At 67.7% G+C, this 23,186-nt stretch carries 22 protein-coding genes; 13 read left to right on the forward strand and 9 right to left on the reverse strand.

Going from position 1 to position 23,186, the window contains the following annotated elements; translation table 11 throughout:
- Positions 1-42 precede the first annotated feature (42 nt).
- Both B2J86_RS15650 and B2J86_RS15655 read left to right on the forward strand, forming a co-directional pair.
- Complete coding sequence (locus tag B2J86_RS15650; RefSeq protein ID WP_173026061.1) at positions 43-1,041, forward strand: MlaD family protein; 999 nt, start codon at positions 43-45, stop codon at positions 1,039-1,041.
- Positions 1,038-1,778 (forward strand): hypothetical protein, encoded by a 741-nt coding sequence (locus tag B2J86_RS15655; protein WP_254068154.1) that lies wholly within the window; start codon positions 1,038-1,040, stop codon positions 1,776-1,778. The genes B2J86_RS15650 and B2J86_RS15655 overlap by 4 nt, the downstream gene beginning before the upstream one ends.
- Positions 1,779-1,815: 37 nt before the next feature.
- Here the strand turns inward: B2J86_RS15655 and B2J86_RS15660 are convergent, their stop codons facing one another.
- A complete protein-coding gene (locus tag B2J86_RS15660) occupies positions 1,816-2,016 on the reverse strand; it encodes a hypothetical protein (RefSeq protein ID WP_169169405.1) in 201 nt (66 codons plus the stop codon).
- Positions 2,017-2,166: 150 nt separating this feature from the next.
- Between B2J86_RS15660 and B2J86_RS15665 the strand changes: the two genes are divergently transcribed.
- Entirely contained in the window at positions 2,167-3,597 is a 1,431-nt protein-coding gene (locus tag B2J86_RS15665; protein WP_169636264.1) for a DUF2868 domain-containing protein, read from the forward strand.
- Positions 3,572-4,990 carry a GTPase/DUF3482 domain-containing protein gene (locus tag B2J86_RS15670; RefSeq protein WP_169169403.1) on the forward strand — a complete coding sequence of 473 codons (1,419 nt, stop codon included), beginning with the start codon at positions 3,572-3,574 and terminating at the stop codon, positions 4,988-4,990. Before B2J86_RS15665 ends, B2J86_RS15670 begins: the two co-directional genes overlap by 26 nt.
- Positions 4,991-5,198: 208 nt before the next feature.
- Here the strand turns inward: B2J86_RS15670 and B2J86_RS15675 are convergent, their stop codons facing one another.
- From B2J86_RS15675 to B2J86_RS15685, 3 genes are all read right to left on the reverse strand, one after another.
- On the reverse strand, positions 5,199-5,729 hold the full coding sequence (locus B2J86_RS15675) for a porin family protein (RefSeq protein WP_169169402.1): 531 nt from the start codon (positions 5,727-5,729) through the stop codon (positions 5,199-5,201).
- A gap of 145 nt (positions 5,730-5,874) precedes the next feature.
- Positions 5,875-6,234, reverse strand: a complete 360-nt coding sequence (locus tag B2J86_RS15680; protein WP_169169401.1) for a hypothetical protein — start codon at positions 6,232-6,234, stop codon at positions 5,875-5,877.
- A gap of 242 nt (positions 6,235-6,476) precedes the next feature.
- Positions 6,477-8,549, reverse strand: coding sequence for an ATP-binding protein (locus tag B2J86_RS15685; RefSeq protein WP_173026062.1), 2,073 nt, complete (start codon positions 8,547-8,549; stop codon positions 6,477-6,479).
- 166 nt (positions 8,550-8,715) lie between these two features.
- Between B2J86_RS15685 and bamE the strand changes: the two genes are divergently transcribed.
- Positions 8,716-9,057 carry an outer membrane protein assembly factor BamE gene (gene bamE / locus B2J86_RS15690; protein WP_169169399.1) on the forward strand — a complete coding sequence of 114 codons (342 nt, stop codon included), beginning with the start codon at positions 8,716-8,718 and terminating at the stop codon, positions 9,055-9,057.
- A gap of 103 nt (positions 9,058-9,160) precedes the next feature.
- Complete coding sequence (locus B2J86_RS15695) at positions 9,161-9,892, forward strand: response regulator (RefSeq protein ID WP_173026063.1); 732 nt, start codon at positions 9,161-9,163, stop codon at positions 9,890-9,892.
- Positions 9,893-9,909: 17 nt separating this feature from the next.
- Here B2J86_RS15695 and B2J86_RS15700 read toward each other — a convergent pair whose 3' ends face one another.
- The 3 genes from B2J86_RS15700 to B2J86_RS15710 are packed head-to-tail and all read right to left on the reverse strand — an operon-like array spanning position 9,910 to position 15,677.
- Positions 9,910-13,038: an efflux RND transporter permease subunit gene (locus B2J86_RS15700; RefSeq protein WP_173026064.1), complete on the reverse strand. Its 3,129-nt coding sequence runs from the start codon at positions 13,036-13,038 to the stop codon at positions 9,910-9,912.
- The gene (locus B2J86_RS15705; RefSeq protein WP_173026065.1) at positions 13,035-14,210 is read right to left on the reverse strand and encodes an efflux RND transporter periplasmic adaptor subunit; all 1,176 of its coding nucleotides are present in this window, start codon (positions 14,208-14,210) and stop codon (positions 13,035-13,037) included. The genes B2J86_RS15700 and B2J86_RS15705 overlap by 4 nt, the downstream gene beginning before the upstream one ends.
- 24 nt (positions 14,211-14,234) lie before the next feature.
- The gene (locus B2J86_RS15710) at positions 14,235-15,677 is read right to left on the reverse strand and encodes an efflux transporter outer membrane subunit (protein WP_173026066.1); all 1,443 of its coding nucleotides are present in this window, start codon (positions 15,675-15,677) and stop codon (positions 14,235-14,237) included.
- Between the two features lie 311 nt (positions 15,678-15,988).
- On the opposite strand from B2J86_RS15710, the gene B2J86_RS15715 reads away from it, so the two are divergent.
- From B2J86_RS15715 to B2J86_RS15735, 5 genes are read left to right on the forward strand one after another with little or no spacing between them, the layout of a single operon-like run.
- Positions 15,989-17,203: an amino acid ABC transporter substrate-binding protein gene (locus tag B2J86_RS15715; RefSeq protein WP_173026067.1), complete on the forward strand. Its 1,215-nt coding sequence runs from the start codon at positions 15,989-15,991 to the stop codon at positions 17,201-17,203.
- 24 nt (positions 17,204-17,227) lie between these two features.
- The gene (locus B2J86_RS15720; RefSeq protein ID WP_173026068.1) at positions 17,228-18,091 is read left to right on the forward strand and encodes a branched-chain amino acid ABC transporter permease; all 864 of its coding nucleotides are present in this window, start codon (positions 17,228-17,230) and stop codon (positions 18,089-18,091) included.
- Positions 18,088-19,035 (forward strand): branched-chain amino acid ABC transporter permease, encoded by a 948-nt coding sequence (locus B2J86_RS15725; RefSeq protein ID WP_173026069.1) that lies wholly within the window; start codon positions 18,088-18,090, stop codon positions 19,033-19,035. The genes B2J86_RS15720 and B2J86_RS15725 overlap by 4 nt, the downstream gene beginning before the upstream one ends.
- Positions 19,032-19,766: an ABC transporter ATP-binding protein gene (locus B2J86_RS15730; protein ID WP_173026070.1), complete on the forward strand. Its 735-nt coding sequence runs from the start codon at positions 19,032-19,034 to the stop codon at positions 19,764-19,766. The genes B2J86_RS15725 and B2J86_RS15730 overlap by 4 nt, the downstream gene beginning before the upstream one ends.
- Positions 19,763-20,491 (forward strand): ABC transporter ATP-binding protein, encoded by a 729-nt coding sequence (locus B2J86_RS15735; protein ID WP_173026071.1) that lies wholly within the window; start codon positions 19,763-19,765, stop codon positions 20,489-20,491. Before B2J86_RS15730 ends, B2J86_RS15735 begins: the two co-directional genes overlap by 4 nt.
- Before the next feature lie 18 nt (positions 20,492-20,509).
- Here B2J86_RS15735 and B2J86_RS15740 read toward each other — a convergent pair whose 3' ends face one another.
- The gene (locus B2J86_RS15740) at positions 20,510-20,785 is read right to left on the reverse strand and encodes a hypothetical protein (RefSeq protein ID WP_173026072.1); all 276 of its coding nucleotides are present in this window, start codon (positions 20,783-20,785) and stop codon (positions 20,510-20,512) included.
- A gap of 666 nt (positions 20,786-21,451) precedes the next feature.
- On the opposite strand from B2J86_RS15740, the gene B2J86_RS18265 reads away from it, so the two are divergent.
- Both B2J86_RS18265 and B2J86_RS18270 read left to right on the forward strand, forming a co-directional pair.
- Positions 21,452-21,547, forward strand: a complete 96-nt coding sequence (locus B2J86_RS18265; protein ID WP_254068161.1) for a DUF4113 domain-containing protein — start codon at positions 21,452-21,454, stop codon at positions 21,545-21,547.
- A complete protein-coding gene (locus B2J86_RS18270) occupies positions 21,544-21,612 on the forward strand; it encodes a DUF4113 domain-containing protein (RefSeq protein WP_254068163.1) in 69 nt (22 codons plus the stop codon). Before B2J86_RS18265 ends, B2J86_RS18270 begins: the two co-directional genes overlap by 4 nt.
- Before the next feature lie 351 nt (positions 21,613-21,963).
- Here B2J86_RS18270 and B2J86_RS15750 read toward each other — a convergent pair whose 3' ends face one another.
- On the reverse strand, positions 21,964-23,124 hold the full coding sequence (locus B2J86_RS15750) for an IS30 family transposase (RefSeq protein ID WP_173024929.1): 1,161 nt from the start codon (positions 23,122-23,124) through the stop codon (positions 21,964-21,966).
- Between the last annotated feature and the right edge of the window lie 62 nt (positions 23,125-23,186).

Below are 23,186 nucleotides of genomic sequence, written 5' to 3' on the forward strand. Positions count from 1 at the left end.
GCTTCGTGTTTCGTTTTTCCCGTGCCGCGGCGGCCTCGCCCCATGAACGGCGACCTGCCTCCCCAGCCTGCGCCGCCCAGCGCGCTGCCTCCGGCCGCCGAGCCGCTGCGTCCGGTGGCGCACCTGCAGCTCAAGGCCGCGGCGCTGCTGCTGTTTACGCTGGCGCTCATCGTCGGCTCGGGCGTCTACCTGCTGTATGCGCGTGGCGCGTTCGAGCCCACGCAGACGCTGGTGCTCACGGCCAACGACTCCGAGGGCGTGGTCGTGGGCATGGACATGACGTTCTCGGGCTTTCCGATCGGGCGTGTGCGCCGCATCGAACTGGCCGAAGGCGGCAATGCCCGCATCCTGATCGACGTGCCGCGCAAGGACGCGCACTGGCTGCGCACTTCGAGCGTGTTCACGCTGGTGCGCGGCGTGGTGGGCGGCACCAACATCCGCGCCTACAGCGGCATGCTGACCGACCCCGTGCTGCCCGACGGCGCCGAGCGCCCGGTGCTGGGCGGCGATGCGCTGGGCGAGGTGCCGCAGCTCATGGCGGCGGCGCGCGAACTGCTGGGCAACCTCAACACGCTCACGGCGCAGGACTCGGCCCTGGGCACCAGCATGGCCAACGTGCAGGCGCTGACCGAACGCCTCAAGGGCCCGGGCGGCGCACTGAACCTGCTCATGGGCAGCGAAGCCGATGCGAAAAAAATCGTCGCCACGCTCGACCACACCAATGTGCTGCTGGCGCGCATCGACGCCATGGCCGCCAAGGCCGACACGCAGGTGTTTGGCCCGGGCGGCGTGATGCCCGAAGTCCGGGCCACCGTGGTGCAGCTCAATGGCCTGCTGGCCGACACGCGCAACAGCCTCAAGAAAGTCGATGGCGTGCTGGCCGAGGCACAGGCCGTGGGCGCCAATGTGCGGGCGGGCACGCAAGACCTGGGCGCGCTGCGCGCCGAGGTCGAGAGCAACCTGGCCAAGATCGAAGGCCTGGTCAACGAGATCAACCGCAAATGGCCGTTTGCGCGCGACCGGCAGGTGACGCTGCCATGAAGCGGTTCCCGTCCGTGCCAGACATTTCGCAACGCCCTGTGCGCGCGCAACGCAGGCCGCGCCTGGGCGCTGCCGCCGCGGTGCTGCTGTGCGCCGCGCTGGCCGGCTGCGCCAGCCGCCCGCCCGTGCCCGACTGGCAGCTCAACGCCCACGGTGCTGCGGAAAAGGCCGTGCAGGCCTACCTGTCGGGCAATGCGCGTGCAGCGCAGCGCGCGTTCGACAACGCCCGCGCCGAGACCGCCCGCACCGGACAGCCGGCGCTGCTGGCGCGCGTGGAACTGCTGCGCTGCGCGGCCCAGGTGGCCAGCCTGGTGAGCGAGCCCTGCAGCGCGTTCGAGGCCCTGCGCGAGGACGCTGCCGCCCCGGAGACAGCCTACGCCCATTACCTGGCAGGCCAAGCTCAGCCAGCCGATGTGGCGCTGCTGCCCGCGGCCCAGCAGGGCGTGGCGGCGGCGGCCGCAGCGGGCGACGCAGACCATGCCGCCGCGGCGTTGGCGCGCATCCCGGACCCGCTTTCGCGCCTGGTGGCGGCGGGCGTGCTGCTGCGCAGCGGCCAGGCCAGTCCGCCGGTGGTGGCCGCTGCGCTCGACGCGGCGTCGCGCCAGGGTTGGCGCCGTCCGCTCCTGGCCTGGCTGGCCTTGCAGGCGGCACGCGCCGAGGCTGCGGCCGATGCCGAAGAAGCGGCGCGCCTGCGCCGGCGCATGGCGGTGGTGGAGCGCAGCGGGGCTGCGCAGTGAGGTGCGTGGCACCCGCGCGCGGGGCCGGGCTGGCCGCTCAGTGGGGCAGCAGGCTGGCAGGAATCCAGTGTTCGAGCCCCTGGCGGGCCCGTGCGAGCGCATCGGCCGCATTGGTGGCCGAATCGGGCCACAGCAGAGCGGCCGAAGCGACCAGGGCCAGAACCACGGTGCCCACGAAGGCCACCAGCGCGCGCGAAGGAGCGATGCCAGGACGTTGGAGGTGGTGGCGGCGCTTCATGGCGATTTCTCCGGTCAGTGCACGTGGCCGACGTGGCCACTGGCTGCAGTATTTCGATTACAGCCCGCGGTGGCGGTTCCGCATGTCAGACAAAGACGCTTTGCGGCCGTCGTTACAAGAACAAACCAGCACGCGCGGGGGCACTGCCTGATGGCGCCGGCATCCCGATCGCCTTTGGCCGAGGTGTGGATGGCGCTGGCCGTGCGCGGCATCGAGCAGGACGGGCCGCTCGACGATGCCCACGCCCTGGCCGAGGCCGCGCGCCTGCAGGCCGCGCCACAGCAGCGCTTGCGCGAGCGCGCCTGGCTGCTGGGCGAGCGGCTCGGCCTGGTGGCGCAGATGGCACGTTGGCGCGAGGCGGCCTGGCTGCTGGGCGCCGCTTTGGCCGTGGCCGTGGTGTTGCTGGCCAATGGCCTGGTGCTGGCCATGCTGACCGACGCGCGCAGCATCAACGCCGGCAGTGCCCTGGTCGCGGCGCTGGGGGTGCATGCGTTCACACTGCTGCTGTGGCTGGTGGCGCTGCTGCTGCCGGGCCGCTCCGGACCGGGCGCCTGGGGGAGACTGTCGTTCGGGCCCTTGCTGCTGCAGGCGCTTGCGCGCCTGCCGATGGGCCCGCGCCCCCAGGCGCAGGCGCTGGCACGCGCCGCAGCGCAGATGCTGCAGCGTGCGCGCCTCGCGCCCTGGGCCTTCGGGCTGGTCAGCCACCTGGTGTGGTCGGCCGCCTTTGTGCTGGTGCTGGGCGCACTGTGGCTGGCCTTTGCCTTCCGCGAATACCGCCTGACGTGGGAGACCACCATCCTCAGCGCCGACCTGTTTGCCGCCTTCGTGCAGGCCACGGGCCGGCTGCCGGGGTTGTTGGGCTTTCCGGTGTCCGAGGTGGCGGGGCGCGCCAGCGCGCAGGCGCCGCTGGTGCTGCCCGCGCGTGCGGCCGCCTGGTGGTTGCTGGGCTGTGTCACGGTGTATGGGCTGCTGCCGCGGCTGCTGTGCGCTGCGCTGTGCGCGGTGGTGTGGCAGCGGCGCAAGGGCCGCATACAAATCGACACCTCCGACCCGTATTTCAGCCAGTTGCTGGCGCGCTTCGCGGCCCTGCAGCCGGGCTGCGTGACCGATGCGGAGCACCCCGCGCCGCAGGGTCCCGCGTCGCTGGCCACGCTGGCGCCCGGCGCTGCCGGCCAGGCGCTGGCCGTGGTGGGCTTTGAGCTGCCGCAGGGCCAGGACTGGCCGCCCGGGGCGTGGGCCGCCGCCGCCCTGATCGAACGCATCTCCGGCACGCTGGACGAGCGCCGCAGCGTGCTTGGCGCGCTGGCCCGGCTGCGCCCGCGCGCGCTGGTGCTGGTGTGCAACGCCGCCGCCACGCCGGACCGCGGCACCGAGCGCTTTCTGCGCGAGGCCTGCGCCCACGCCGGCCACTGTGCGCTGTGGCTGGCCGATCCGCCCGCGGGACGGGGCCAGCCCCAGCGCCAGCGCTGGCGCGACTGGCTGGACGCCGCCGGCCTGCAGGGCGTGGCCAGTTTTGCCCAACCCACCGATGCCCTGGCCTGGGCCGAGCAACACCATGATCACAGCCGTACCGCCCCTTGAGATCGCCGTGGTCGGCCACACCAACGCGGGCAAGACCTCGCTCTTGCGCACCCTGGCACGCCAGCGCCACTTTGGCACCGTGGCCGACCAGCCCGGCACCACGCGGCACGTCGAGCGCATCGACCTTTGCATCGACGGCGTGGTGGCCGTGCGCTACTTCGACACCCCCGGCCTCGAAGACGCGGCCGCGCTGCAGCAGTATTTGAAAAACCTGCCCGGCGAGGGCACGCCGGTCGAGCGGGTGCGCGCCTTCTTGAAGGGCCCCGAGGCGCACGCTGCCTTTGAGCAGGAAGCCAAGGTGCTGCGCACGCTGCTCGCGGTGGACGCCGCCATCTACGTGATCGATTGCCGCGAAGAGGTGCTGCCCAAGTACCGCTATGAGATCGAGATCCTGAGCGCCTGCGCCAAGCCGGTCATGCCGGTGCTGAATTTCCTGCGCAGCGGGCACAGCCAGGAAGCGCAGTGGCGCGAAACGCTGGCCGCCTACCACCTGCACGCCTGGGTGCAGTTCGATGCGGTGGCGCCTTTCACGGGCGCCGAGCGCCAGCTCTACCAGGACCTGGGCGTGCTGCTGCGCGCGCGCCGCACGCAACTGCAGGCCATCACGGACGAGCTGGAAGCGCAGGCGCACGCGCGCCGTGTCGCCGCCACGCAGCTCGCCGCCAGCGTGCTGGTGACGGCCGCTTCCATGCGCCGCGAAATCGGCCGCGATGCAGCCGCCGACGCGTTCCGCAAGGCCGCCCTGGTGCGCGACTTCAAGGCGAGCCTGGCCGTCCATGTGGACCGGGGCGTGCAGGCCATGCTGGCGGTGTACGGCTTTGGCGCTGGTGACGCCGACGTGCACCTGGCGCCCTGGGCCAGCGGACGCTGGCAGACCGACCTGTTCAACCCGCACACGCTGGCAGATGCGGGCCAGAAGCTGGGCACCGGCGCCGCCGTGGGCGCGGCCGTGGGGCTGGTGGCCGATGTGGCGCTGGCCGGGCTGTCGCTGGGCGCGGCCACTGCCCTGGGCGCCGCCGTGGGCGGCCTGGCGAGCCAGGGCTGGAGCCAGGTGCCGCGCAAGATCGCCAACCGCGTGCGCGGCACCGAAGAGCTGACGCTCGAAAACGAAGTGCTTTTGCTGCTGGCGGGCAGCCTGCTGCACCTGTGCGCGGCGCTGGAGCAGCGCGGCCATGCAGCGCTGGACACACTGCACGTGGCCGCAGCCGGCGACGCCGATCCACCGCAGGGCACGCAGGCGCTGGCCGCCCTGGTGCGCAGCCTGGCGCCAGCGCGCAGTTACCCGCAGTGGGAGCTGGCGCAGCACGACCTGGCCGGCGCTGATGCGCGGCGCAGCCGCCTGGTCGAGCGCGTGGCGCAGGGGCTGCGCACGCTGCTCCAGGAATTTCCCTGAAAAGTGCCGGTAACGCTTGGTGGTCAAGCGCTGGCAGCTATTAAATCAATAGTTTGATGCAGCGCTGGCGGCGCGGACACGCCGATCCGCCGGCCGGCTGCGTTCGGGTGGAAAACCTAAAAAGTGAGCTGCTTGCGCACATGCGTGCTGTGTTTCGATGTGTTTTATGCCTGAAACCCAACAGCAGAATGCGCAAGCAGCTATGGATTTAGAAGCCCACGCGTACGCCGATGGTGTAGAGATCGACGTTGCTGTGGCCACCAAACACGCTCGGGCGGTAGCGCTCCCACTCGCCGCGCAGCGCGACATTCGGGGTCAGCAGGTACTGCGCGCCCAGGCCGAGCTTGAGCCCGTTGCCGCTGCTGTCGCCGGCCGGTGTGTCGAGCGTGGCGTGGGCCAGGCCCAGGCGTCCCAGCAGCGCCCACTGGTCCGTGAGCGGCGCCAAGCCCACCGCATCGACGAATGCGCTGCGGCCGCGCACCCGGCTGCCGCTCAGCCCGACGCGGCCCAGGTCGCTCAGGCCCGCTTCGAGCGCGAAGTTGGGTGTGAACTGGTAACCCCCATAGAGCTTGCCGGCGACCGATGAGCCGCCGCTGTCGAAGCCATTAACGGTGTCGGGGTAGTTGGGAACGCCCAGACCGCCTCCGACGTAAGGTCCCTCATTGGGCGCGCAGAAGGCGCCCACGTTGCATAGAAGCAGTGCCGCGCCCAGCGCGGCTTTGAGCGTGAAGATCTGCATGGTCGACTCCTTTGGGACAGTGCGCAGCGGCAGGCTCCATGGTTCGCAGTGCAATGATGCGCCCGCGCGATGCCAAATGCATCTCTGCATTGCATTTGCCATCGATATGTGACGACTCGTTACGTACTCTGGCCTTCTGCGAGCCTCAGTGCCCAGGATGCGGCAGGCGCACGTGCAGGTCGAACGAACTGCCCGGGCTGAGCGCGACGGTGTAGCTGCGCCGGGTGTTGCCACGCCGGGCGGTGACGCGGTAGGTGCCGGGCTGCAAGGCCACGTCGACCAGCGAACCGGCCAGATCAAGCGCAAGCACGCTGTGGCCTCGCTGGTCATGGATCTCCAGCGCCAGCCGCGTGCGCTCCGGGCACGGTTGCGGCAGGACACGGGCGCGCATGCGCTGCAGCAGGGCTTCCAGGCTCCAGCCCTCGGCCACCGCGGCACCGGTGTGGATCAGCAGATGCGCCCCGGCCGCCGAGCCGGTGCCTTGGGGCAGCGCAGGCAGGCTCATGGGTGCAACCGGTTTCTCGCTCCACAACGCCATGCGCATGCACCCGCCGGGTGGCTGCCGGGCCGGCAAGGCGCTGGCTGCACAGCGGTGGCAGCTGCGCGCGGGATGGCGCTCGGCGGCATGGGCGGACCTCTTTTCATGGGAACCATCGCAAAGGGTGGGAGCGGTGACGCGCATGCTCGCAAGGCCCGGGTGCAGCCATGTGTCCGAAGGCTGGGCGCGAAATGCCATTTGCAATGAAATCAGCCCAGCAGATCGACCAGGGCACGGGCAAGATCGGCGCGCTGCAGGGGTTTGGCGAGAACCCGGGCCACGCCGGCGGCAGTGGCGCGGCGTGCCAGCGACGCACCGCCGTAGCCACTGAGCAGCAGCACGGGCAGCCCCGGCGCATGTGCCCGCAGGGCGGCGGCCAGCTCGGTGCCGGTGAGCCCGGGCATGGCCTCGTTGGTGAGGACGGCGGCGAAGCGCTGCGGCTGCGCCTGCAGCGCCTGCAGCGCGGCGCGCGGGTCGGTGAAGCCGGCGCTGGCATAGCCCATGTCCCGCAGCAGCTCCCCCACCAGTGCCATCAGTGAGGGGTCGTCGTCCACCACCATCAGCTCCAGTGCCGTGCCTTCGGGGAAGGTGCGGCGTGCGGGTGCGCCCGCGCCGCCGGCCTCGGTGCATTCGGGGAAGTAGAGGGTAAAGCAGGCGCCCTGGCCGGGCGTGCTGCGCACGTCGATGGCGCCGCCGAATTCGGCCACCACGCCATGGACCACGGCCAGGCCCAGGCCGGTGCCCGACTGCGCGCCGCGCGTGGTGAAGAAGGGCTCGAACAGGTGCTCCATGACCTGCGGCGTGATGCCGACGCCCTGGTCCGATACGCTCAGCGCCACATAGTCTCCGGCCGGCAGGGCACTGTGCGAGAGCACGCGCGGTGCGGCCACGTGGGCACGCTCCAGGTGCACGCTCAGCAGGCCGTTGCCGGGCATCGCCTGCAGGGCGTTGGTGCACAGGTTCATGACGGCTTCAAAGGCCTGGGTCGGATCGCCGCGCAGGCGCGCGCCCGTGGCATCAAAGCCGCGCTCCAACACCAGCCCGGGGCGCAAATTGACCGAGAGCAGGGTGAGGACCTCTTCGACCACGGGTTCGAATTCGAAGACGGTGGAGACGCGGGCCCCGCCGCGGCTGAAGGCCAGGATGCGTTCGACCAGCGCCTTGCCGCGCAGGGAGGCCTGGAGCACCTTGTCGAGGTGGCGCGCCTGGTCGCTGCCATTGGGGGCGGCGTCGCGCGCCATCTCGCCAAAGCCCACGATGCCCGCCAGCAGGTTGTTGAAGTCGTGGGCCACGCCGCTGGCCAGCGTCCCCAGCGATTCGAGCCTGCTGGCGCGCACCAGTTGCCGCTGCAGCGCGCGCTGGGCCTGCAGGCGCCGGCGCTCGGCGCGGCGCACAAAAAGCAGGGCGGCCAGCGTGGTGGGCAGCAGCAAAGCCAGCACCGCCGCCGCCATGTCAGCGGCTCCGCGCCAGGGCCGCAGCGCGGCCTGGAGGTCGAGCGACACCAAAATCTTGACGTTATAGCGGGGCACATGGTGCAGGCTCACCAGGTTCTCGCTGCCGTCGCGAAAGCTCCGGATCTCTTGGTTCGGGCGCTGCGCCAGGCGCTGCGCCATCAGGGACTCGCTGACGCTGGACGGGGCGGCATTGGCGCTGGCCAGGCGCACGCCATCGTTGCGGAACACCGCCATGCGCGTCTCCGGCCCCTGCTGGGCTGCGCTGAAGGCGCCCAGCAGGGCGCTGGCCGGCAGGGCGGCCAGGATCCAGCCGCTCGACGTGCCCTGCGCGCTATGGAAGCGAATGCCCAGCGCCACCTGCATCTCGTGCGCGCTGCCATCGGCGAACGGACGGCTCAGCGTGGCGGCGTCCTCGGCCAGCTGCGCGCCGGCGGGCGCGAAGGCCGCTAGCTCTGGCGCGGCTGCCGTGCTGGAGGCGGCGAGCACCTCGCCCCCGCCGTCGACCAGCCACAAGGTGCGAACCAGGGGCATCAGGTCGGCGCGCATGCGCAGCGCCTGCACGGCGTTCGGGCTCTCTATGGGCAGGCGTCCGTCATGCAGCTCGGTGCGCAGCGCGTACAAGCCTGCCTCGGTGCCGCGCAGGCTGCGCTCGATTTCGTCGGTCAGCGCCAGCGCCAGCAGCTCCAGTTCGCGGGTCTGGTGGGCGACTGCGTCTCGGCGCAGCTGCCACAAGGCGACGCTGGCAACGCCCGCCAGCGCCAGCCACAGGCCGAGCGCCACCACCCAGGGCAGCCAGGGGTGCGAAGGCAGCGGTGCGTCTGTTTCCATGCGCGGTGCGATCGGGTGGCTGGTGGGAGGGTTCCTCATGACATCTGACATGCGGCGCTGGCCTGCTGCAATGCGCGCGCTGCTTTGTGCGCCCACCATGGCGGCCCAGGTGGGGTGTTTCTGTCGAAGACCGCCCTGAGACCTCATTCCAAGAAAGAAGGACATCATGGCACTCAAATTCATTCCCGGGGCCGCACGTCTGCTCGTGGTTGCCGGGCTGGCCTGTGGCGCAGTCGCCTCCCAGGCGGCAGGCGGCGTCACGATCAGCCATGCCGAGGAAGCGCTGGTGTCGCCCGGCATGAGCATGGACCAGGTGCAACAGGCCCTGGGACGACCGGAGCAATCCATCAAGTATCGCAACCAGCCCGGCCCTACTTACACGTACCGGGTCAGGGACGTGGAGCAAACCCTGTTTGATGTCGATTTCAGTGCCGACGGGCGGGTGCTTTCCATGAACGAACGCATGGATCCCAATGCCGGTGGTGGCGACGGCGGCAGAAACCAATGAGCGCTTGCACCGATATCCACAAGCCGGGTTGACAGACTTGCACTGTGGCTTCCATTGGAACTATGCTGCACAGGCGCCGCAGCCATCTTGGCGCGCCTGCACCATGTCCACAGCCTCCACCCCGCACATCCTCGTGATCGACGACGACGCCGGTGTGCGCGACCTGGTGGTCGAGTACCTCGGCAAGAACGACATGCGCGTGAGCGCCGGCTGCTCGGGCCAAGAGATGTTCGAGCTGTTCGACCGCGAGGCCATCGACCTGGTGTTGCTGGACCTGCGGCTGCCCGGAGAAGACGGTATGCAGCTGGCGCGCAGCCTGCGCGATCGTGCCACCGTGCCCATCGTGTTGCTCTCCGGGCGCAGCGACGAGGCCGACCGCGTGATGGGCTTGGAGCTGGGCGCTGACGACTACATGACCAAGCCTTTCAGCCCGCGCGAACTGCTGGCGCGTGTGCACGCCGTGCTGCGCCGCTACCAGGTGCAGGCCACGCTGCCCGAGCGTGACAACACGCGCCGGGCCTTCCGTTTTTCGGGCTGGGAGCTCAACTTGCGCACGCGGCGCCTGGTGGCGGCCGACGGCCACTCGGTGGAGCTGTCGAACGGTGAATTCAGCCTGCTCAATGCCTTGTGCCGGGCGCCGCAGCGGGTGCTGACGCGCGACCAGTTGCTGTCCCTGTCGCGCTTGCACGAGGCGGAGGTCTATGACCGCACGATCGACGTGCAGATCCGGCGGCTGCGGCTCAAGATCGAAGCCGATTCGGCCCATCCCACACTGATCGTGACTGAGCGCGGCGCCGGCTACCGGCTTGCCTGCAGCGTCGAGACGCTGTTCTGAGCCGCTCCCTTCCTGGTTCAGGGCGTATGTGCCTGCCCCATGCCGCGCCGGCGCATGAACCAGTAGTGCGCCCGGTCCAGGTAGAGGTAGACGACGGGCGTGGTGAACAGCGTCAGCGCCTGCGACAGCAGCAGCCCGCCGACCATGGCGTAGCCCAGTGGCCGGCGCAGTTCCGAGCCGGCACCGTGGCCCAGCATCAGCGGCAGGCCACTGAGCAGCGCGCACAGGGTGGTCATCATGATGGGGCGAAAGCGCAGCAGGCAGGCCTGGTAGATCGCGTCACGCGGCGCCAGGCCCTGCTCGCGCTCGGCGGTGAGCGCGAAGTCGATCATCATGATGCCGTTTTTCTTGACGATGCCGATCAGCAGGATGATGCCGATCAGCGCGATCACCGTCAGCTCGTAGCCGCCCGCCATCAGGATCAGCAGCGCACCGACGCCGGCCGAGGGCAGCGTCGACAGGATGGTGAGCGGATGGATGTAGCTCTCGTAGAGCAGGCCGAGCACGATGTAGACCGCGACCAGCGCGGCGGCAATCAGGTAGGGCTGGGTGCGCAGCGAGTCCTGGAAGGCCTGTGCCGTGCCCTGGAACGACCCCCTCAGCGCCTGCGGCAGCCCCATGCTGCTCTGGGCCTGGTTGATGGCCTCCACCGCCTCGCCCAGCGCCACGCCGGGCGCCAGGTTGAACGACAGCGTCACGGCCGGGAACTGGCCCTGGTGGCTGATCGAGAGGTAGGCGGTCTTGTTGCTGTCGAGCTTGACGAAGGCCGACAGCGGCACCTGCTGGCCGGTCAGCGGCGAGGTCATGTAGAGCTTGCCAAACAGCGAGGGATCGGTCTGCAGCGTCGGCGTCACCTCCAGGACGATGTGGTAGCTGTTGATCTGCGTAAAGAACTGGGCCACCTGGCGCTGGCCGATGGCGTCGTAGATCGTCGCGTCGACGGCGGCGGGCGAGAAACCGAAGCTCGACGCACGGTCACGGTCTATCGTCAGCGTGGCCGTAGCGGCGGCATTTTGCAGGTCCGAGGCCACGTCGGTGAGCTGCGGCAGTTGCGCAAAGCGTTCCAGCAGCCGGGGCGCCCACAGGTTGAGCTCGTCGAGGTTGGCGTCGGTCAGGGTGTACTGGTACTGCGTGCGCGACAGGCGCCCGCCCACGTTGACGTCCTGGCCGGCCTGCATCAGCAGCGAAGCGCCCTCGATGTTGGCCACCTTCGGGCGCAGCCGGGCAATGATCTGGTCGGCGCTCAAGGTGCGCCCCTCGTCCCTGGGCTTGAGCGAGATGAAGAAGTTGCCGGTGTTGAAGATCGACGAGTTGCCGAACATCGCCAGGCCGGTGACGTCGGGGTCCTGGCGCACCACGTCGGCAAACTGCACCATGCGCCGGTTCATCGCAGCAAACGAGGAGTCCTGTCCGGCCTGCGCCGACCCGAAGATGAAGCCCGTGTCCTGCTGCGGGAAAAAGCCCTTGGGGATGGCGATGAACAGCGCCACCGTGGCCACCAGCGTGGCAAAGAAGACGCACAGCGTGATGAACTGGTGGCGCAGCACCACGTTCAGGCCGCGCCGGTAGCCGTCGAGCAAGGTGTCGAAGCCGCGCTCGAAGAACTGGTACAGCCGCCCATGCGCGCGGGCGTGCTGGTTTTGCAGGAAGCGCGAGCACAGCATGGGCGTGAGGGTGAGCGAGATCAGTACCGAGACGGCGATGGCCAGCGTCACGGTGATGGCGAACTCGCGGAACAGCCGGCCCACGATGCCGCCCATCAGCAGCAGCGGAATGAACACCGCCACCAGCGAGACCGAGATCGACACAATGGTGAAGCCGATCTCGCCGGCCCCCTGGGTGGCCGCCTCCATCGGCGCCATGCCGTCCTCGATATGGCGGTAGATGTTCTCCAGCATCACGATGGCGTCGTCCACGACAAAGCCGACCGAGATCGTCAGCGCCATCAGCGACAAGTTGTCCAGGCTGAACCCCACCAGGTACACGATGGCCGTGGTGCCCAGCAGCGCCAGCGGCACCGTCACGCTCGGGATCAGCGTCGCCGCCACATTGCGCAGGAAGATGAAGATCACCAGCACCACCAGCGCGATGGTCAGCATCAGCGTGAACTCGACGTCGTGCACCGAGGCGCGGATGGTCTGCGTGCGGTCGACCAAGGTGTGGACCTCGACCGTGGGCGGCAGCGCGGCCTGCAGGCGCGGCAGCGCGGCCTTGATCTGGTCGACCGTCTCGATCACGTTGGCGCCCGGCTGCTTGAAGATGACCAGCAACAGAGCGCGGCCGTTGTGGATGCCGCTGTCGGGTTCGGCGGCGCCGGCATAGGCCCAGGCCGCCACCTTGTTGTTTTCCGCGGCATCGACGGCCACGCCAATGTCGCGCACCCGCACTGGCGCGCCGTTCTTGTAGGCCAGCACCACGTCGTTCCAGGGCGCGGCGCTGAGCAGCTGGTCGTTGGTGTAGACGGTGAAGCTCTGCGCCGGCCCGTCCAGCGTGCCCTTGGGCTGGTTCACCGACACGGTGGCCATCACGCCGCGAATGTCTTCCAGGCTCATGCCCGTGGCGGCCAGCTTGGCTGGGTCGACCTGGATGCGCACGGCGGGCTTTTGCGCTCCGCCGATGTTGACCAGCCCCACGCCCGTGATCTGCGAGATCTGCTGGGCCAGGATGTTGTCGGCGTAGTCGTTCACCTGGATCAAAGGCAGCGTCTGCGACTGCACGGTCAGCAGCATGATGGGCGAGTCCGCCGGGTTGATCTTGCGAAAGGTCGGCGGGCTCGGCAGGTTGGCCGGCAGCTGGCCGCTGGCGGCGTTGATGGCGGCCTGCACGTCGAGCGCGGCGGCGTCGATGGGGCGGTTCAGGTCGAACTGCAGGGTGATCTGCGACGAGCCGGTCCCGCTGAGCGAGGTCATCTGCGCCAGGCCGGCGATCAGCGAGAACTGGCGCTCCAGCGGCTGCGCCACGTTCGAGGCCATGGTCTCGGGGCTGGCACCGGGCAGGCTGGCCGACACCTGGATGGTCGGAAAGTCCACCTGCGGCAGCGGCGCGATGGGCAGCAACGGAAACAGGGCCATGCCCACCAGCAGCAGCGCCAGGGCCAGCAGCGTGGTGCCGATGGGGCGCTGGATGAAGTGGGCGGAAAGGCTCATTTCCGTGCCCCTGCGCTGGAGGGCATTGCAGCGGCAGGCGGCGTGGCTTCAGCGATGGCCGATCCCGGCTTGAGCTTGTACTGTCCGGCCACCACCACGCGCTGGCCGGCGCTCAGGCCCTGGGTGATCACAGCCAGCCCGTCCTGGATCTGCGCCACGGTGATCGCCTGGTTTTGTACCGTGCGGCCATCGGCTCTGACCACATAGGCATAGGTGCCGTCCTGGCTGCGCTGCACGGCGGCAGCGGGCACGGTCAGCGCCTGATCGCGCATGCCCAGCAGCAGGCGCACGTTGACGAACTGGCCCGGCCACAGGCGGTGCTGCGGGTTGGGAAAGCGGGCCTTGAGCTGCACCGTGCCGGTGGCCGGGTCGATCTGGTTGTTCAGCAGCACCAGCGTGCCGCTGCCCAGCAGCTCCTGGCTTTCGCGCGGGTAGGCCTGCACCGCCAGCGGCTCGTGGCTGGCCTGCAGGGCGCGGTTGATGTCCTGGAAGGCGTCCTCGGGCAGCGTGAAGACGACGGCAATCGGGTCGATCTGGTTGATCACCACCAGGCCATTGGCGTCGGTTGCGTGCACGATGTTGCCCGGATCGACCAGGCGCGCACCCACGCGCCCGCTGATGGGTGCCAGGATGGTGGTGAAGCTCAGCTGCACCTGCGCGTATTGGACCTGCGCGTCGTCGGTCTGCACGCTGGCCTGGAGTTGCGCGACCAGCGCTTTTTGCGTGTCCAGCTGCTGCTGCGTCGCCGCGTCTTCGCCGATCAGGCGCACAAAGCGCTGCAAATCGCTGCGCGCATTCATCAGCTGGGCCTGGTCCCTGGCGCGCTGGGCCTGGGCCTGCGCCAGCTGCGCCAGCAGCGTGCGCGGGTCGATGCGCGCCAGCATCTGGCCGGCCTTGACATCCTGGCCTTCGGTGAAGCCGACCTGGTCCAGCTGGCCGTCGATGCGGGTCTTGACGGTGACGCTTTGCGCGGCCGTGACCGTGCCCAGGCCCGTCTGGTAGATGGGCACCGCCTGCGACAGCACGGGCGCTGTGATGACCCGCACGGGGGGTGCCGCAGTGGACCGTGCAGCCGGCGCCGGGCGGCTGAAATACCAGGCGCTGGCGAGCACGGCAACGAGGCAGACCAGGCCCAGCAGAACGTAGCGGCGGCGGACAGGCGATGCGTTCATGGGGGCGGCTTCCTTTGAAGCGCATCAAGGCGTGCGTGCAAGCGCTGCGGCATCGCGTTCGCGGCCGGCCGCGCTCCAGCCGCCTCCCGTGGCCGCGATGAGCGCGACACTGGCGACAAGCTGGCGGCCGCGCAATTGTTCGAGTGCGCGCTGGTTGGTCAGCGACAGCGTCTGGGCATTGATCACCGCGAGGTAGCTGGCGCTTCCGGCGCGGTACTGGCTCAGGGCCAGCCGCTCGGCCAACCCGGCGGCCTGCACGGCACGCTCCTGCACGGCCGATTCCTGGCCGAGCACGCGCAGGGCGGCAAGGTTGTCTTCCACCTCCTGAAAGCCGGCCAGCACGGTTTGCCGGTATTGGGCCACGGTGATGTCGTAGGCCGCCACCGCCTGGGCGTCGCGCGCCCTGCGCAGGCCGCCGTCAAAAAGCGTACCCGCCAGTGCAGCGCCGAGTGACCAGACGCGGGCCGGGGTGGAGAACAGCGTGGCCAGGCTGGTGGCGGTGCTGCCGACGCTGGCGCTGAGCGTCAGCGCGGGGTAGTAGGCAGCACGGGCCACGCCGATATTGGCGTTGGCCTTCGCCGCGCGGCGCTCCGCGCTGGCAATGTCGGGCCGGCGCTCCAGCAGTTCGGAGGGCAGTCCGGTCGGAATCAGCGGCAGCGTTGCCACCGGCGCATCAAGCGCTGAAAGCGCGAATGCAGCCGGCGCCTTGCCCAGCAGGACGGCGATCGCGTGTTCCAGCTGGTTGCGCTGCACTTGCAGGTCGATGCGCTGCGCGTTGGCCGCTTCGAGCTGCGTCTGGGCCAGCGCCACGTCCGAGCGCAGCGTAACGCCGGCGTTGTACTGTGCCTGCGCCAGTGCCAGCGCCTTGCGGTAGGCGGCGACGGTGCGTTCATAGAGCGCGATCTGGCGGTCGGTGGTGCGCAGCTGAAAGTAGTCCTGCGCCAGCGTGGACTGCACGCTCAGGCGCGCGGCCGCCAGATCGTCGGCGCTGGCCTGGCTGCCGGCGTTGCCGGCCTCGACCGCACGCCGCACGCCGCCCCACAGGTCGGGCTCCCAGCCGGCCTGCAGGCCCACGCTGACCGTATTGCCAAGATGGCTGCCGTTGCTGTTGGTCAGGGCATGTTCTGCACCAGCCGTGGCGCCAACCGTCGGAAAAAAGCCCGCCCGGGCCGCATCGGCAATGGCACGCGCCTGGCGCACCTGCGCTTCGGCTTGGGCAATGTTCTGGTTGGCCTGGGTTGCTTGCGCGATCAGGCGATCGAGTGTGCCGTCGGCATACAGCGACCACCAGGGGTGCTCGCTGTCGATGCTTTGAGGCTGTGCGGGCCGCCACGGCCCCTCCTTGTAGGTGGGGGGCGCTTCGATGGGCGGGCGCACATAGCTGGGGCCCGCGGCACAGCCGAAAAGCAGGGCGGCAGCAACCAGACCCGCAGTGCGGCGCGCTGAAGCGAACCATGGTGCATCCATGAAGTCTCCGGAAAAAAGCAGCGGGTGCTCCGAAGTGCCATGCTCCGGGTGGATTCAGCATCCCGCCCAGGGGTGCGCGGCCTATGTCAAGTGTTCTGCGCCGCGTGACATTTGCAACAACCGCAGCAGAGCAGGGCCTGTCAGTGCATTTGGGTTAGGTGCGCTGGCGACAGGACATCGCACTGGCCTTTGAGCGGTAACAGTGCTATATATGCATTCATGCTGCATCTTTTTGGAGAAAGCAGGGCGCGGCGATAGCCCCTCTCTTTCGGATGTCGGCTCGACGCTGTCGCCTTGTCTAGGAGATCGTCATGCTGTCTCTCAAGCGCTCCCAGTGGATTGCCTCTGTATTGGCCGGCTGTTTCGCGGCATGGACTGGGTGCGCTGCGCTCGCGCAGGAGGTCGTGCTGGGGGCCTCGGTGCAACTGACCGGGCCGGTTGCCAACACCGGCCGCTATTACCGCGATGCGTATCAGCTGGCGGTCGACAAGATCAATGCTGCCGGTGGCGTGAAGATCGCCGGCCAGCCGCACAAGCTGGCGCTCAAGCTCTACGACAACCAGTCCGATGTCAACCTGAGCGTGCGCCAGTACACCCAGCTCGTCTCGCAGGACAAGGTCAACCTGCTGCTCGGCCCGTTCGCCAGCAACTTCGCCCTGGCCGATTCGGCCGTATCCGAAAAGTACAAAGTGCCCATGGTGCAGGGCGGTGGCGCCTCCGACCAGATCTTTGCGCGCAATTTCAAGTACATCTTCGGCACGCTCGCACCGGCAAGCAATTATTTTGGCAGCACCGTCGACATGCTTCAATTGCTCAAGCCGCCGCCTAAAACGGTGGCGCTGCTGTATGCCGACGATGCGTTCGACGTGTCGGTGGCCCAGGGCACGCGGCCGATGCTGAAGAAAGCCGGGCTGGAGATCGCCGTCGACGAGCGCTACAGCACCAACGCCACCGACTTCAGTTCACTGCTGTCGCAGATCAAAAGCAAGAACGTCGAAGTGATGCTCGTGGCGGGTCACGAGACCGAGATTCTCAACTTCGTGCGCCAGGCCAAGAGCCTAGCCGTGGCGCCGAAGATGTATTCGTTCACCGTGGGCGTTCCCAGCGAAGACTTTCGCAAGGCCCTGGGCAAGGATGCCGACTACGCCTTCGGCATGACGGCCTGGCTGCCGTCAGCGGCGCTGAAGGACCGCTGGTTCGGCGATGCCCTGCAGTTCGCCAAGGAGTACCAGGCGCGCTTCGGCTACGAGCCCGACTACCACGCCGCTTCCGGCGTGGCCGACGTGGAGGCGCTGGTGCAGGCGATGGAAGACGCCGGCAGCACCGATCCGCAGAAGGTGCGCGATGCACTGACCAAGCTCAAATTCGACAGCGTCTACGGCCCGGTTTCGTTTGGCAAGAACGGCCAGATCGATCTGCCCCAGGTGGTGATCCAGGTGCATGGCGATAAGCTGGTCGAGATTTACGGCGCCAAGGGCTTCGTCACCCCACCCAAATACCCGATGCCGGCCTGGAACGCGCGGTAGCAGGCAGGCCCTTAGGAACGCCGCGTGGACCTGCTCGCGCAAATCCTGCTCAACGGCGTGCTGCTGGGCGGGCTCTATGCCGTCATGGCGCTGGGCCTGGCCTTGGTGTGGGGCGTGCTCAACATCGTCAACTTGGCACATGGCGCCTTCATCATGCTCGGCGCGTACCTGTCTTGGTATCTTTACACCGACGCGCACATCGACCCTTTTCTGGGCCTGCCGATCACGGCGGTGCTGATGTTCTGCCTGGGCTACATGCTGCAGCGCGTCGTGCTGAACCTGGTCGTGCGCGCACCGATGTTCAACACGCTGTTGATCACCTTCGGCATCGAGGTCGTCCTGACCTACCTCGCCCAGATGGCGTTCTCGGCCGACTTTCGCATCATCAACCCGCCGTATGCGGGCAACAGCGTGCAATGGGGACCGGTTGTGTTGCCGCTGGCACGCCTGGGCGCGTTTGGCGTGGCCATCGTGCTCACGGTCGGCATGTGGTTGTTTTTGCTGCATTCTTGGCTCGGGCGGGCGATACGCGCGACCGCGCAGAACCTGGTCGCGGCGCGCCTGTATGGCGTCGAGCCCAGGCACCTTTACGCCAGCACTTTCGGCCTAGGGCTTGCGCTGGCGGGCGCCGCGGGCGGGCTGTATGGCACGGTGTCGCAGATCAACCCCTACATCGGCGCGTCGCTGACCGCAAAGTCGTTCGCCATCGCCATCATCGGCGGGCTCGACAACCCGCTCGGCGTCATCGTCGGCGGGCTGTTCCTCGGCATCGTCGAGGCATTGACCTCGCTCTACATCGGGCCCACCTACCGCGACGTCGCCAGCTTCGGCATCCTGGTGCTGGTGCTCATCGTGCGCCCGGGCGGCCTGCTGGGGAGGACGGCGTGAAGGCCGTGCGCGTCGGCCTCGTTCTGCTGGCGCTGCTGTTGCTCGCCGGGGTACCGTGGTATGGCTCCGACGTGCTGGTGCAATTTGGCATCAACACCCTGTTGCTCGCCGTACTGGCGCAGGGCTGGAACATCATCGGCGGCTACACCGGTTATGCCTCCTTCGGCAACTCCGTCTTCTATGGCCTCGGCAGCTACGGAGTGGCCATCGCCATGGTGCAGTGGGGCCTGCCGTTCGGCGTGGGCCTGGCCTTCGGCGTTGCGCTGGCCGTGGTGTTCGCCTTCGTGCTCGGCTTGCCGGTGCTGCGGCTCAGGGGCCACTATTTCGCCATCGCCACGCTGGCACTGTCGCAGGTCATGACGGCCATCGTCTCGAACGTCGAGCTGGCGGGCCGCAACATCGGCCTGGTGCTGCCGCCGCTCAACAACGACCGGCTGTTCTACGAGCTCTCACTGGCGCTGCTAGTGGTGGCCACGCTGGCCATCTTCTGGCTGACGCGCAGCCGCTTCGGTTTCGGCCTGATCGCGATCCGCGAGAACGAGGAGGCCGCCGCCGTCATGGGTGTGAACACCACGCTGTACAAGGTGCTTGCGTTTGCTCTCTCGGGTGTGTTCAGCGCGCTGGCCGGCGGCGTCCATGCTTACTGGATCACCTTCCTCGACCCCGAAAGCGCGTTCGACATCGGCCTCAACGTCAAGATGATCATCATGGCCGTGTTCGGCGGCCCGGGCACGGTGCTCGGCCCCATCGTCGGCGCCTTCACGTTGTCGGCGATTTCCGAATACCTGTCGAGCGCAGTCACCAGCATCGCCGGGTTGTTCTTCGGCATCGTCATCGTGGTGGCCGTGGTGCTGATGCCGCGCGGCCTGGCCGACCTGCTGCGCCACTTGTGCAAAACAGGCTGGCGCTACTTCATCGACAACATCAAGGCACACCGGCTATGAGCGCGCTGCTCGACGTCCGCCATGCCTCCCGGCGCTTTGCCGGGCTGGTGGCCGTCAACGATGTCAGCTTCACGCTCGCGCCCGGCGAAATCCTCGGCCTGATCGGCCCCAACGGCGCGGGCAAGACCACATTGATCAGCCTGATCAGCGGCACACTGGCTGCCAGCGAGGGCGAGGTGCTGTTCCAGGGCGAGCGCATCAATCACCTGCTGGCCTACCAGCGCGCGCGCCTGGGCATTGGCCGCACGTTCCAGCTCATGCGGCCGTTTCCGGGCCTGTCGGTGCTCGACAACGTGGCCATCGGCGCGCTGTTCGGCCATGCCGCCCAGCGAGCCAGCCTGGCACAGGCGCGCGAACAGGCGCAAGCCTGCCTGGAATTCGTGGGCATGGGCGCGCACGCCGCGCAGCGCGCCGACGAGCTCGGCGGCCCGGGCCGCAAGCGCCTCGAATTGGCCAAGGCGCTGGCGATGCAGCCCAAGCTGCTGCTGTGCGACGAGGTCATGGCCGGCCTGAACATAGTCGAGATCGACGAGGTGATAGCCATCATCCGCAAGCTGCGCGACCAGGGCATCGGCATCCTGGTCATTGAGCACGTCATCAAGGCCATCAAGAGCCTGTCGGACCGGCTGTTGGTGATGCACCATGGAGAAAAAATTGCCGACGGCGTGCCCGATGCCGTGCTGTCCGACCCCGCCGTGGTCGAGGCCTATCTCGGAAAGCGGCGCGCATGAGCACGGCACAGGCGCCGGCACCGCTGTTGGCCGTGCGTGGGCTCAGCGCGGGCTACGGCGGCATGCTGGCACTGCACGATGTGACGCTCGATGTCTACCCGGCTGAGCTGGTGGCGCTGGTCGGCAGCAATGGCGCCGGCAAGACCACCTTGCTGCAGGCTCTGTCGCGCGTGCTGCCGTGCACCGGCAGCATCGCCATGAACGGGCAGGAAATATCGGGCATGACGCCCGACCAGGCGTTCGGCCTGGGGCTGGTGCAGGTGCCCGAGGGGCGCCAGTTGTTCGACCGCATGAGCGTGCAAGACAACCTGCTGATGGGCGCCTACCGGCGCCCGGACAAGGTGATGGTGGCGCGCGACCTGGAGCGCATGTACGCACTCTTTCCGCGCCTGTCCGATCGGCGCCGCCAACTGGCGGGCAGCATGTCGGGTGGTGAGCAGCAGATGTGTGCCATGGCCCGGGCGCTGATGGCCGCGCCTACGCTGCTGCTGGTCGATGAGATGAGCCTGGGACTGGCCCCGGTCGTGGTCGAGCAACTGATGGACGTGCTCGCCAGCATCCGCCGCAACGGCGTCACCATCCTTCTGGTCGAGCAGGACGTGCAACTGGCCTTGTCGGGTGCGGACCGGGGCTATGTGCTCGAGACCGGGCGCATCGTGCACAGCGGCGCCGCACAGGACTTGATCGACGATCCGGCGGTGCAGCGGGCGTATCTGGGGCTGTAGTGAATCGCCCCTGATTTTCTAGACACTTCCGAGCCTCAAACTTGAGGCCCTGTAGGAGGTGCCATGCCCCATCACGAGGACAATGACGATAACGCTCCGAATCAGGCAGGCGACGGTACCGCCAATGTTGTAAGCCAGATTGGCCTTCGGTATCGCACCAGACAACGCCTTGCCGCTCACCCAGACGGAATACAGCCACAGCGGCAACATTAACAGCATAGGCATGCCGACCGCTGTCAAGCCCGCAGGCAGCATGCTCACCACCAGCCACGATGCGACGAGCAGGTTGAACATGTCGCCCTGCCCATCCCAACGTCCGCCGCGGCGCTGCAACAGGGAATGCACGCGCATGATGCGGCCGACCACCTGGATACCAAAGTTTGCGTCGCGGTACCGCGCAAGGCCGCAAGGGTGAAGGCGCGTGGGGAATCAAAGCCCATGGCAATCGCCATCTTAAACACCAGCACTTCAACGCCCGGGTCGTGCGCCAGTGCCTGCAAGTTGGGGTCCGGCTCTTCGCTGACATGCACCTTGACGGCAGACACGGGGAACTTGAGCGGGCCGGTCAGCGTCGAGGGTGGGCCAAGTGGGGCGCACTAAAACCATTTACCTCTGCCAAAGCCAGTGTGGCAGCCTGTTCTGGTCGAGTGCGCACTGCCACCAACACAATGCCTTTATCGAGCGCACCGAGAGCGTGCCATCGAACATGGGCTGGGACGATCAAGTGCGCCACGCCCAACACCAGCGCGATCAGGCCCAGGCGCTCACTGCCCCTGCGCCAAGAGCTGCGGCTCCGCAGCGCCAGCCACTGCCGAATCGCACGGCCGAATGCTCAGCGCTCGATGAGCGCGTGAAGATGCTCGACAGCATGGGTCGTGCCGAGAGCCGGCACTACGACCTCGACTGGGTCAGAAGGGAGAGAAAAGACGCGCGGGATCAGCAGTTCAGGTGGCGATGCTGATGGTGGCGCTGGACACGCTCAACGGGCGCTACGGCAAAGGCACCGTGCATTCAGCGAGCACGGGTGGCACCCACAAGGTGAAGGAGTGGGGATGAAGCAGGAGAGGCGCACACCGCAGTACACGACGCGGTGGGAGGATGTACCGATAGCAAGAGCGTGATTGAACCGATGTGCTGGGCCTGATGGCGGCAGCGGTTTTGAGTTTTTTGCTTCCTACGGGCGCACCTGCAGCTTTCGGGCTGCTCAGTAGGCCCAGGCGTACTTCTGCTCAGAGTGGCGGAGCAGTGGTTCGCGCCGGAATCAAGCAGCCGGTCGCGCTTTCCGGATCAAATTCTGCAAGCAAGGAGCGGTACTCCTGAAAGCCGTGGTTTGGGTCGGCACAATGTCGCGCTGACGAACGGCAATAAAGTGGCCTTTACTTTATAGTGCGCGCGCCGCGAACACCGGGCAACAACCGCTGCCGATCAGCCGGTCACGCGCTCGGAGTCAATGACCGCAACAGGCGGCGGATTCAACCGGTCGACGCAACAAGTTCGCTGAACATCTCAGCGGGCGTCTGGAAGCCAAGCGTCTTGCGCGGCCTCTCGTTCAATTGTCTCGCGATCGCGTTGAGCTGAAGCTGCGAGTCCCCCGAGATGTCAATGCCCTTCGGCATGTACTGCCTGAGCAGCCCATTCGTGTTCTCGTTGCTTCCACGCTGCCAAGGGCTTTGCGGATCACAGAAGTAGACCTGGATATCAGTGGCCATCGTGAATCGCTTGTGGCCATGCATTTCCGTACCTCGATCCCAAGTCAGTGATTTGTAGAGCTCCTGTGGCAACTTGCGAGCATTCTTGATGAGCGCGTCGACGACCGTCTGCGAGTCCTTGCCCTCCAGCTTCACCAACATCACATATCGCGATTGGCGCTCGACCAGCGTCGCGATCTGGCTGTTGGCGCTGCCGAAGACCAAGTCTCCTTCCCAGTGCCCAGGCACTGCACGATCCTCGATAGAGGCTGGGCGCTCGCTAATCGAGACGGCATCAACGATCTGCCCATGGATTGCCGTCTTCTGCGTGTAGTGGCGAGAGCGCCGCATGCCACGCGTACGTCTCAGGTGCGCCAGCAGCTCTTTCTTTAAGGCGCCGCGCGCTTGAATGAACAGGCTGCGGTAAATGGTCTCGTGTGACACGTGCTGGCTCTCGTCGCATGGATAAGTATGCTTGAGCCAGCCGGCGATCTGCTCGGGTGACCACAGCAGTCGCAGCTTGCCGGCCACGATGCGCGCAAGGGCCCGATCCTGAGTCAGTTTGGAATGCTTCGGGCGATGTGCGCGATCCCATGCAGCGCTGTCGGCATAGCTGGCCCGATAACCGATGCGCCCGCCGTTGCGTTCGATCTCACGACTGACCGTGGATGGCGCTCGGCCAATCTGGGCGGCGATAGAGCGGATCGACTGGCCAAGCGCCAATCCGAGTGAAATCTCTTCCCGCTCAGCCAGCGTAAGTGCGAGCCGTGAACGGCGGCGATCTGGTGGGCGAATCCCACCGGTCTGCGCAATGACCCTGTGGATCGACGAGTGAGATCGGTCGAAGATCTTACCGATCTCATGCAACGTCCAGCCCTCCTTCCAGCGCGCCCACATCAGCGCCTTCTGGCTGTCCGAGTAGTAGATCCGCGGTCGCTGTTTCATGTCCAACACTCCTTCGGCCTGAGCGGCTCTTAGTGTGTTGCGTCGACCGGTTGAACCCGCCG

This window comes from Acidovorax sp. SRB_14 (genome assembly GCF_012932145.1).
Lineage (GTDB): Bacteria > Pseudomonadota > Gammaproteobacteria > Burkholderiales > Burkholderiaceae_C > Simplicispira.

Excerpts from the sequence above, each read along its gene's own strand:
- B2J86_RS15730 (WP_173026070.1), top strand. The coding sequence starts at position 19,032 with ATGAGCGCGCTGCTCGACGTCCGCCATGCCTCCCGGCGCTTTGCCGGG.
- B2J86_RS15680 (WP_169169401.1), bottom strand. The coding sequence starts at position 6,234 with ATGAGCCTGCCTGCGCTGCCCCAAGGCACCGGCTCGGCGGCCGGGGCG.
- B2J86_RS15675 (WP_169169402.1), bottom strand. The coding sequence starts at position 5,729 with ATGCAGATCTTCACGCTCAAAGCCGCGCTGGGCGCGGCACTGCTTCTA.
- B2J86_RS18265 (WP_254068161.1), top strand. The coding sequence starts at position 21,452 with ATGGTGGCGCTGGACACGCTCAACGGGCGCTACGGCAAAGGCACCGTG.
- B2J86_RS15660 (WP_169169405.1), bottom strand. The coding sequence starts at position 2,016 with ATGAAGCGCCGCCACCACCTCCAACGTCCTGGCATCGCTCCTTCGCGC.
- B2J86_RS15650 (WP_173026061.1), top strand. The coding sequence starts at position 43 with ATGAACGGCGACCTGCCTCCCCAGCCTGCGCCGCCCAGCGCGCTGCCT.
- B2J86_RS15700 (WP_173026064.1), bottom strand. The coding sequence starts at position 13,038 with ATGAGCCTTTCCGCCCACTTCATCCAGCGCCCCATCGGCACCACGCTG.
- B2J86_RS15740 (WP_173026072.1), bottom strand. The coding sequence starts at position 20,785 with ATGTTCAACCTGCTCGTCGCATCGTGGCTGGTGGTGAGCATGCTGCCT.
- B2J86_RS15705 (WP_173026065.1), bottom strand. The coding sequence starts at position 14,210 with ATGAACGCATCGCCTGTCCGCCGCCGCTACGTTCTGCTGGGCCTGGTC.
- B2J86_RS15710 (WP_173026066.1), bottom strand. The coding sequence starts at position 15,677 with ATGGATGCACCATGGTTCGCTTCAGCGCGCCGCACTGCGGGTCTGGTT.
- B2J86_RS15670 (WP_169169403.1), top strand. The coding sequence starts at position 3,572 with ATGATCACAGCCGTACCGCCCCTTGAGATCGCCGTGGTCGGCCACACC.
- B2J86_RS15715 (WP_173026067.1), top strand. The coding sequence starts at position 15,989 with ATGCTGTCTCTCAAGCGCTCCCAGTGGATTGCCTCTGTATTGGCCGGC.
- B2J86_RS15665 (WP_169636264.1), top strand. The coding sequence starts at position 2,167 with ATGGCGCCGGCATCCCGATCGCCTTTGGCCGAGGTGTGGATGGCGCTG.
- B2J86_RS15735 (WP_173026071.1), top strand. The coding sequence starts at position 19,763 with ATGAGCACGGCACAGGCGCCGGCACCGCTGTTGGCCGTGCGTGGGCTC.
- B2J86_RS15685 (WP_173026062.1), bottom strand. The coding sequence starts at position 8,549 with ATGGAAACAGACGCACCGCTGCCTTCGCACCCCTGGCTGCCCTGGGTG.
- B2J86_RS15695 (WP_173026063.1), top strand. The coding sequence starts at position 9,161 with ATGTCCACAGCCTCCACCCCGCACATCCTCGTGATCGACGACGACGCC.
- bamE (WP_169169399.1), top strand. The coding sequence starts at position 8,716 with ATGGCACTCAAATTCATTCCCGGGGCCGCACGTCTGCTCGTGGTTGCC.
- B2J86_RS15655 (WP_254068154.1), top strand. The coding sequence starts at position 1,038 with ATGAAGCGGTTCCCGTCCGTGCCAGACATTTCGCAACGCCCTGTGCGC.
- B2J86_RS15750 (WP_173024929.1), bottom strand. The coding sequence starts at position 23,124 with ATGAAACAGCGACCGCGGATCTACTACTCGGACAGCCAGAAGGCGCTG.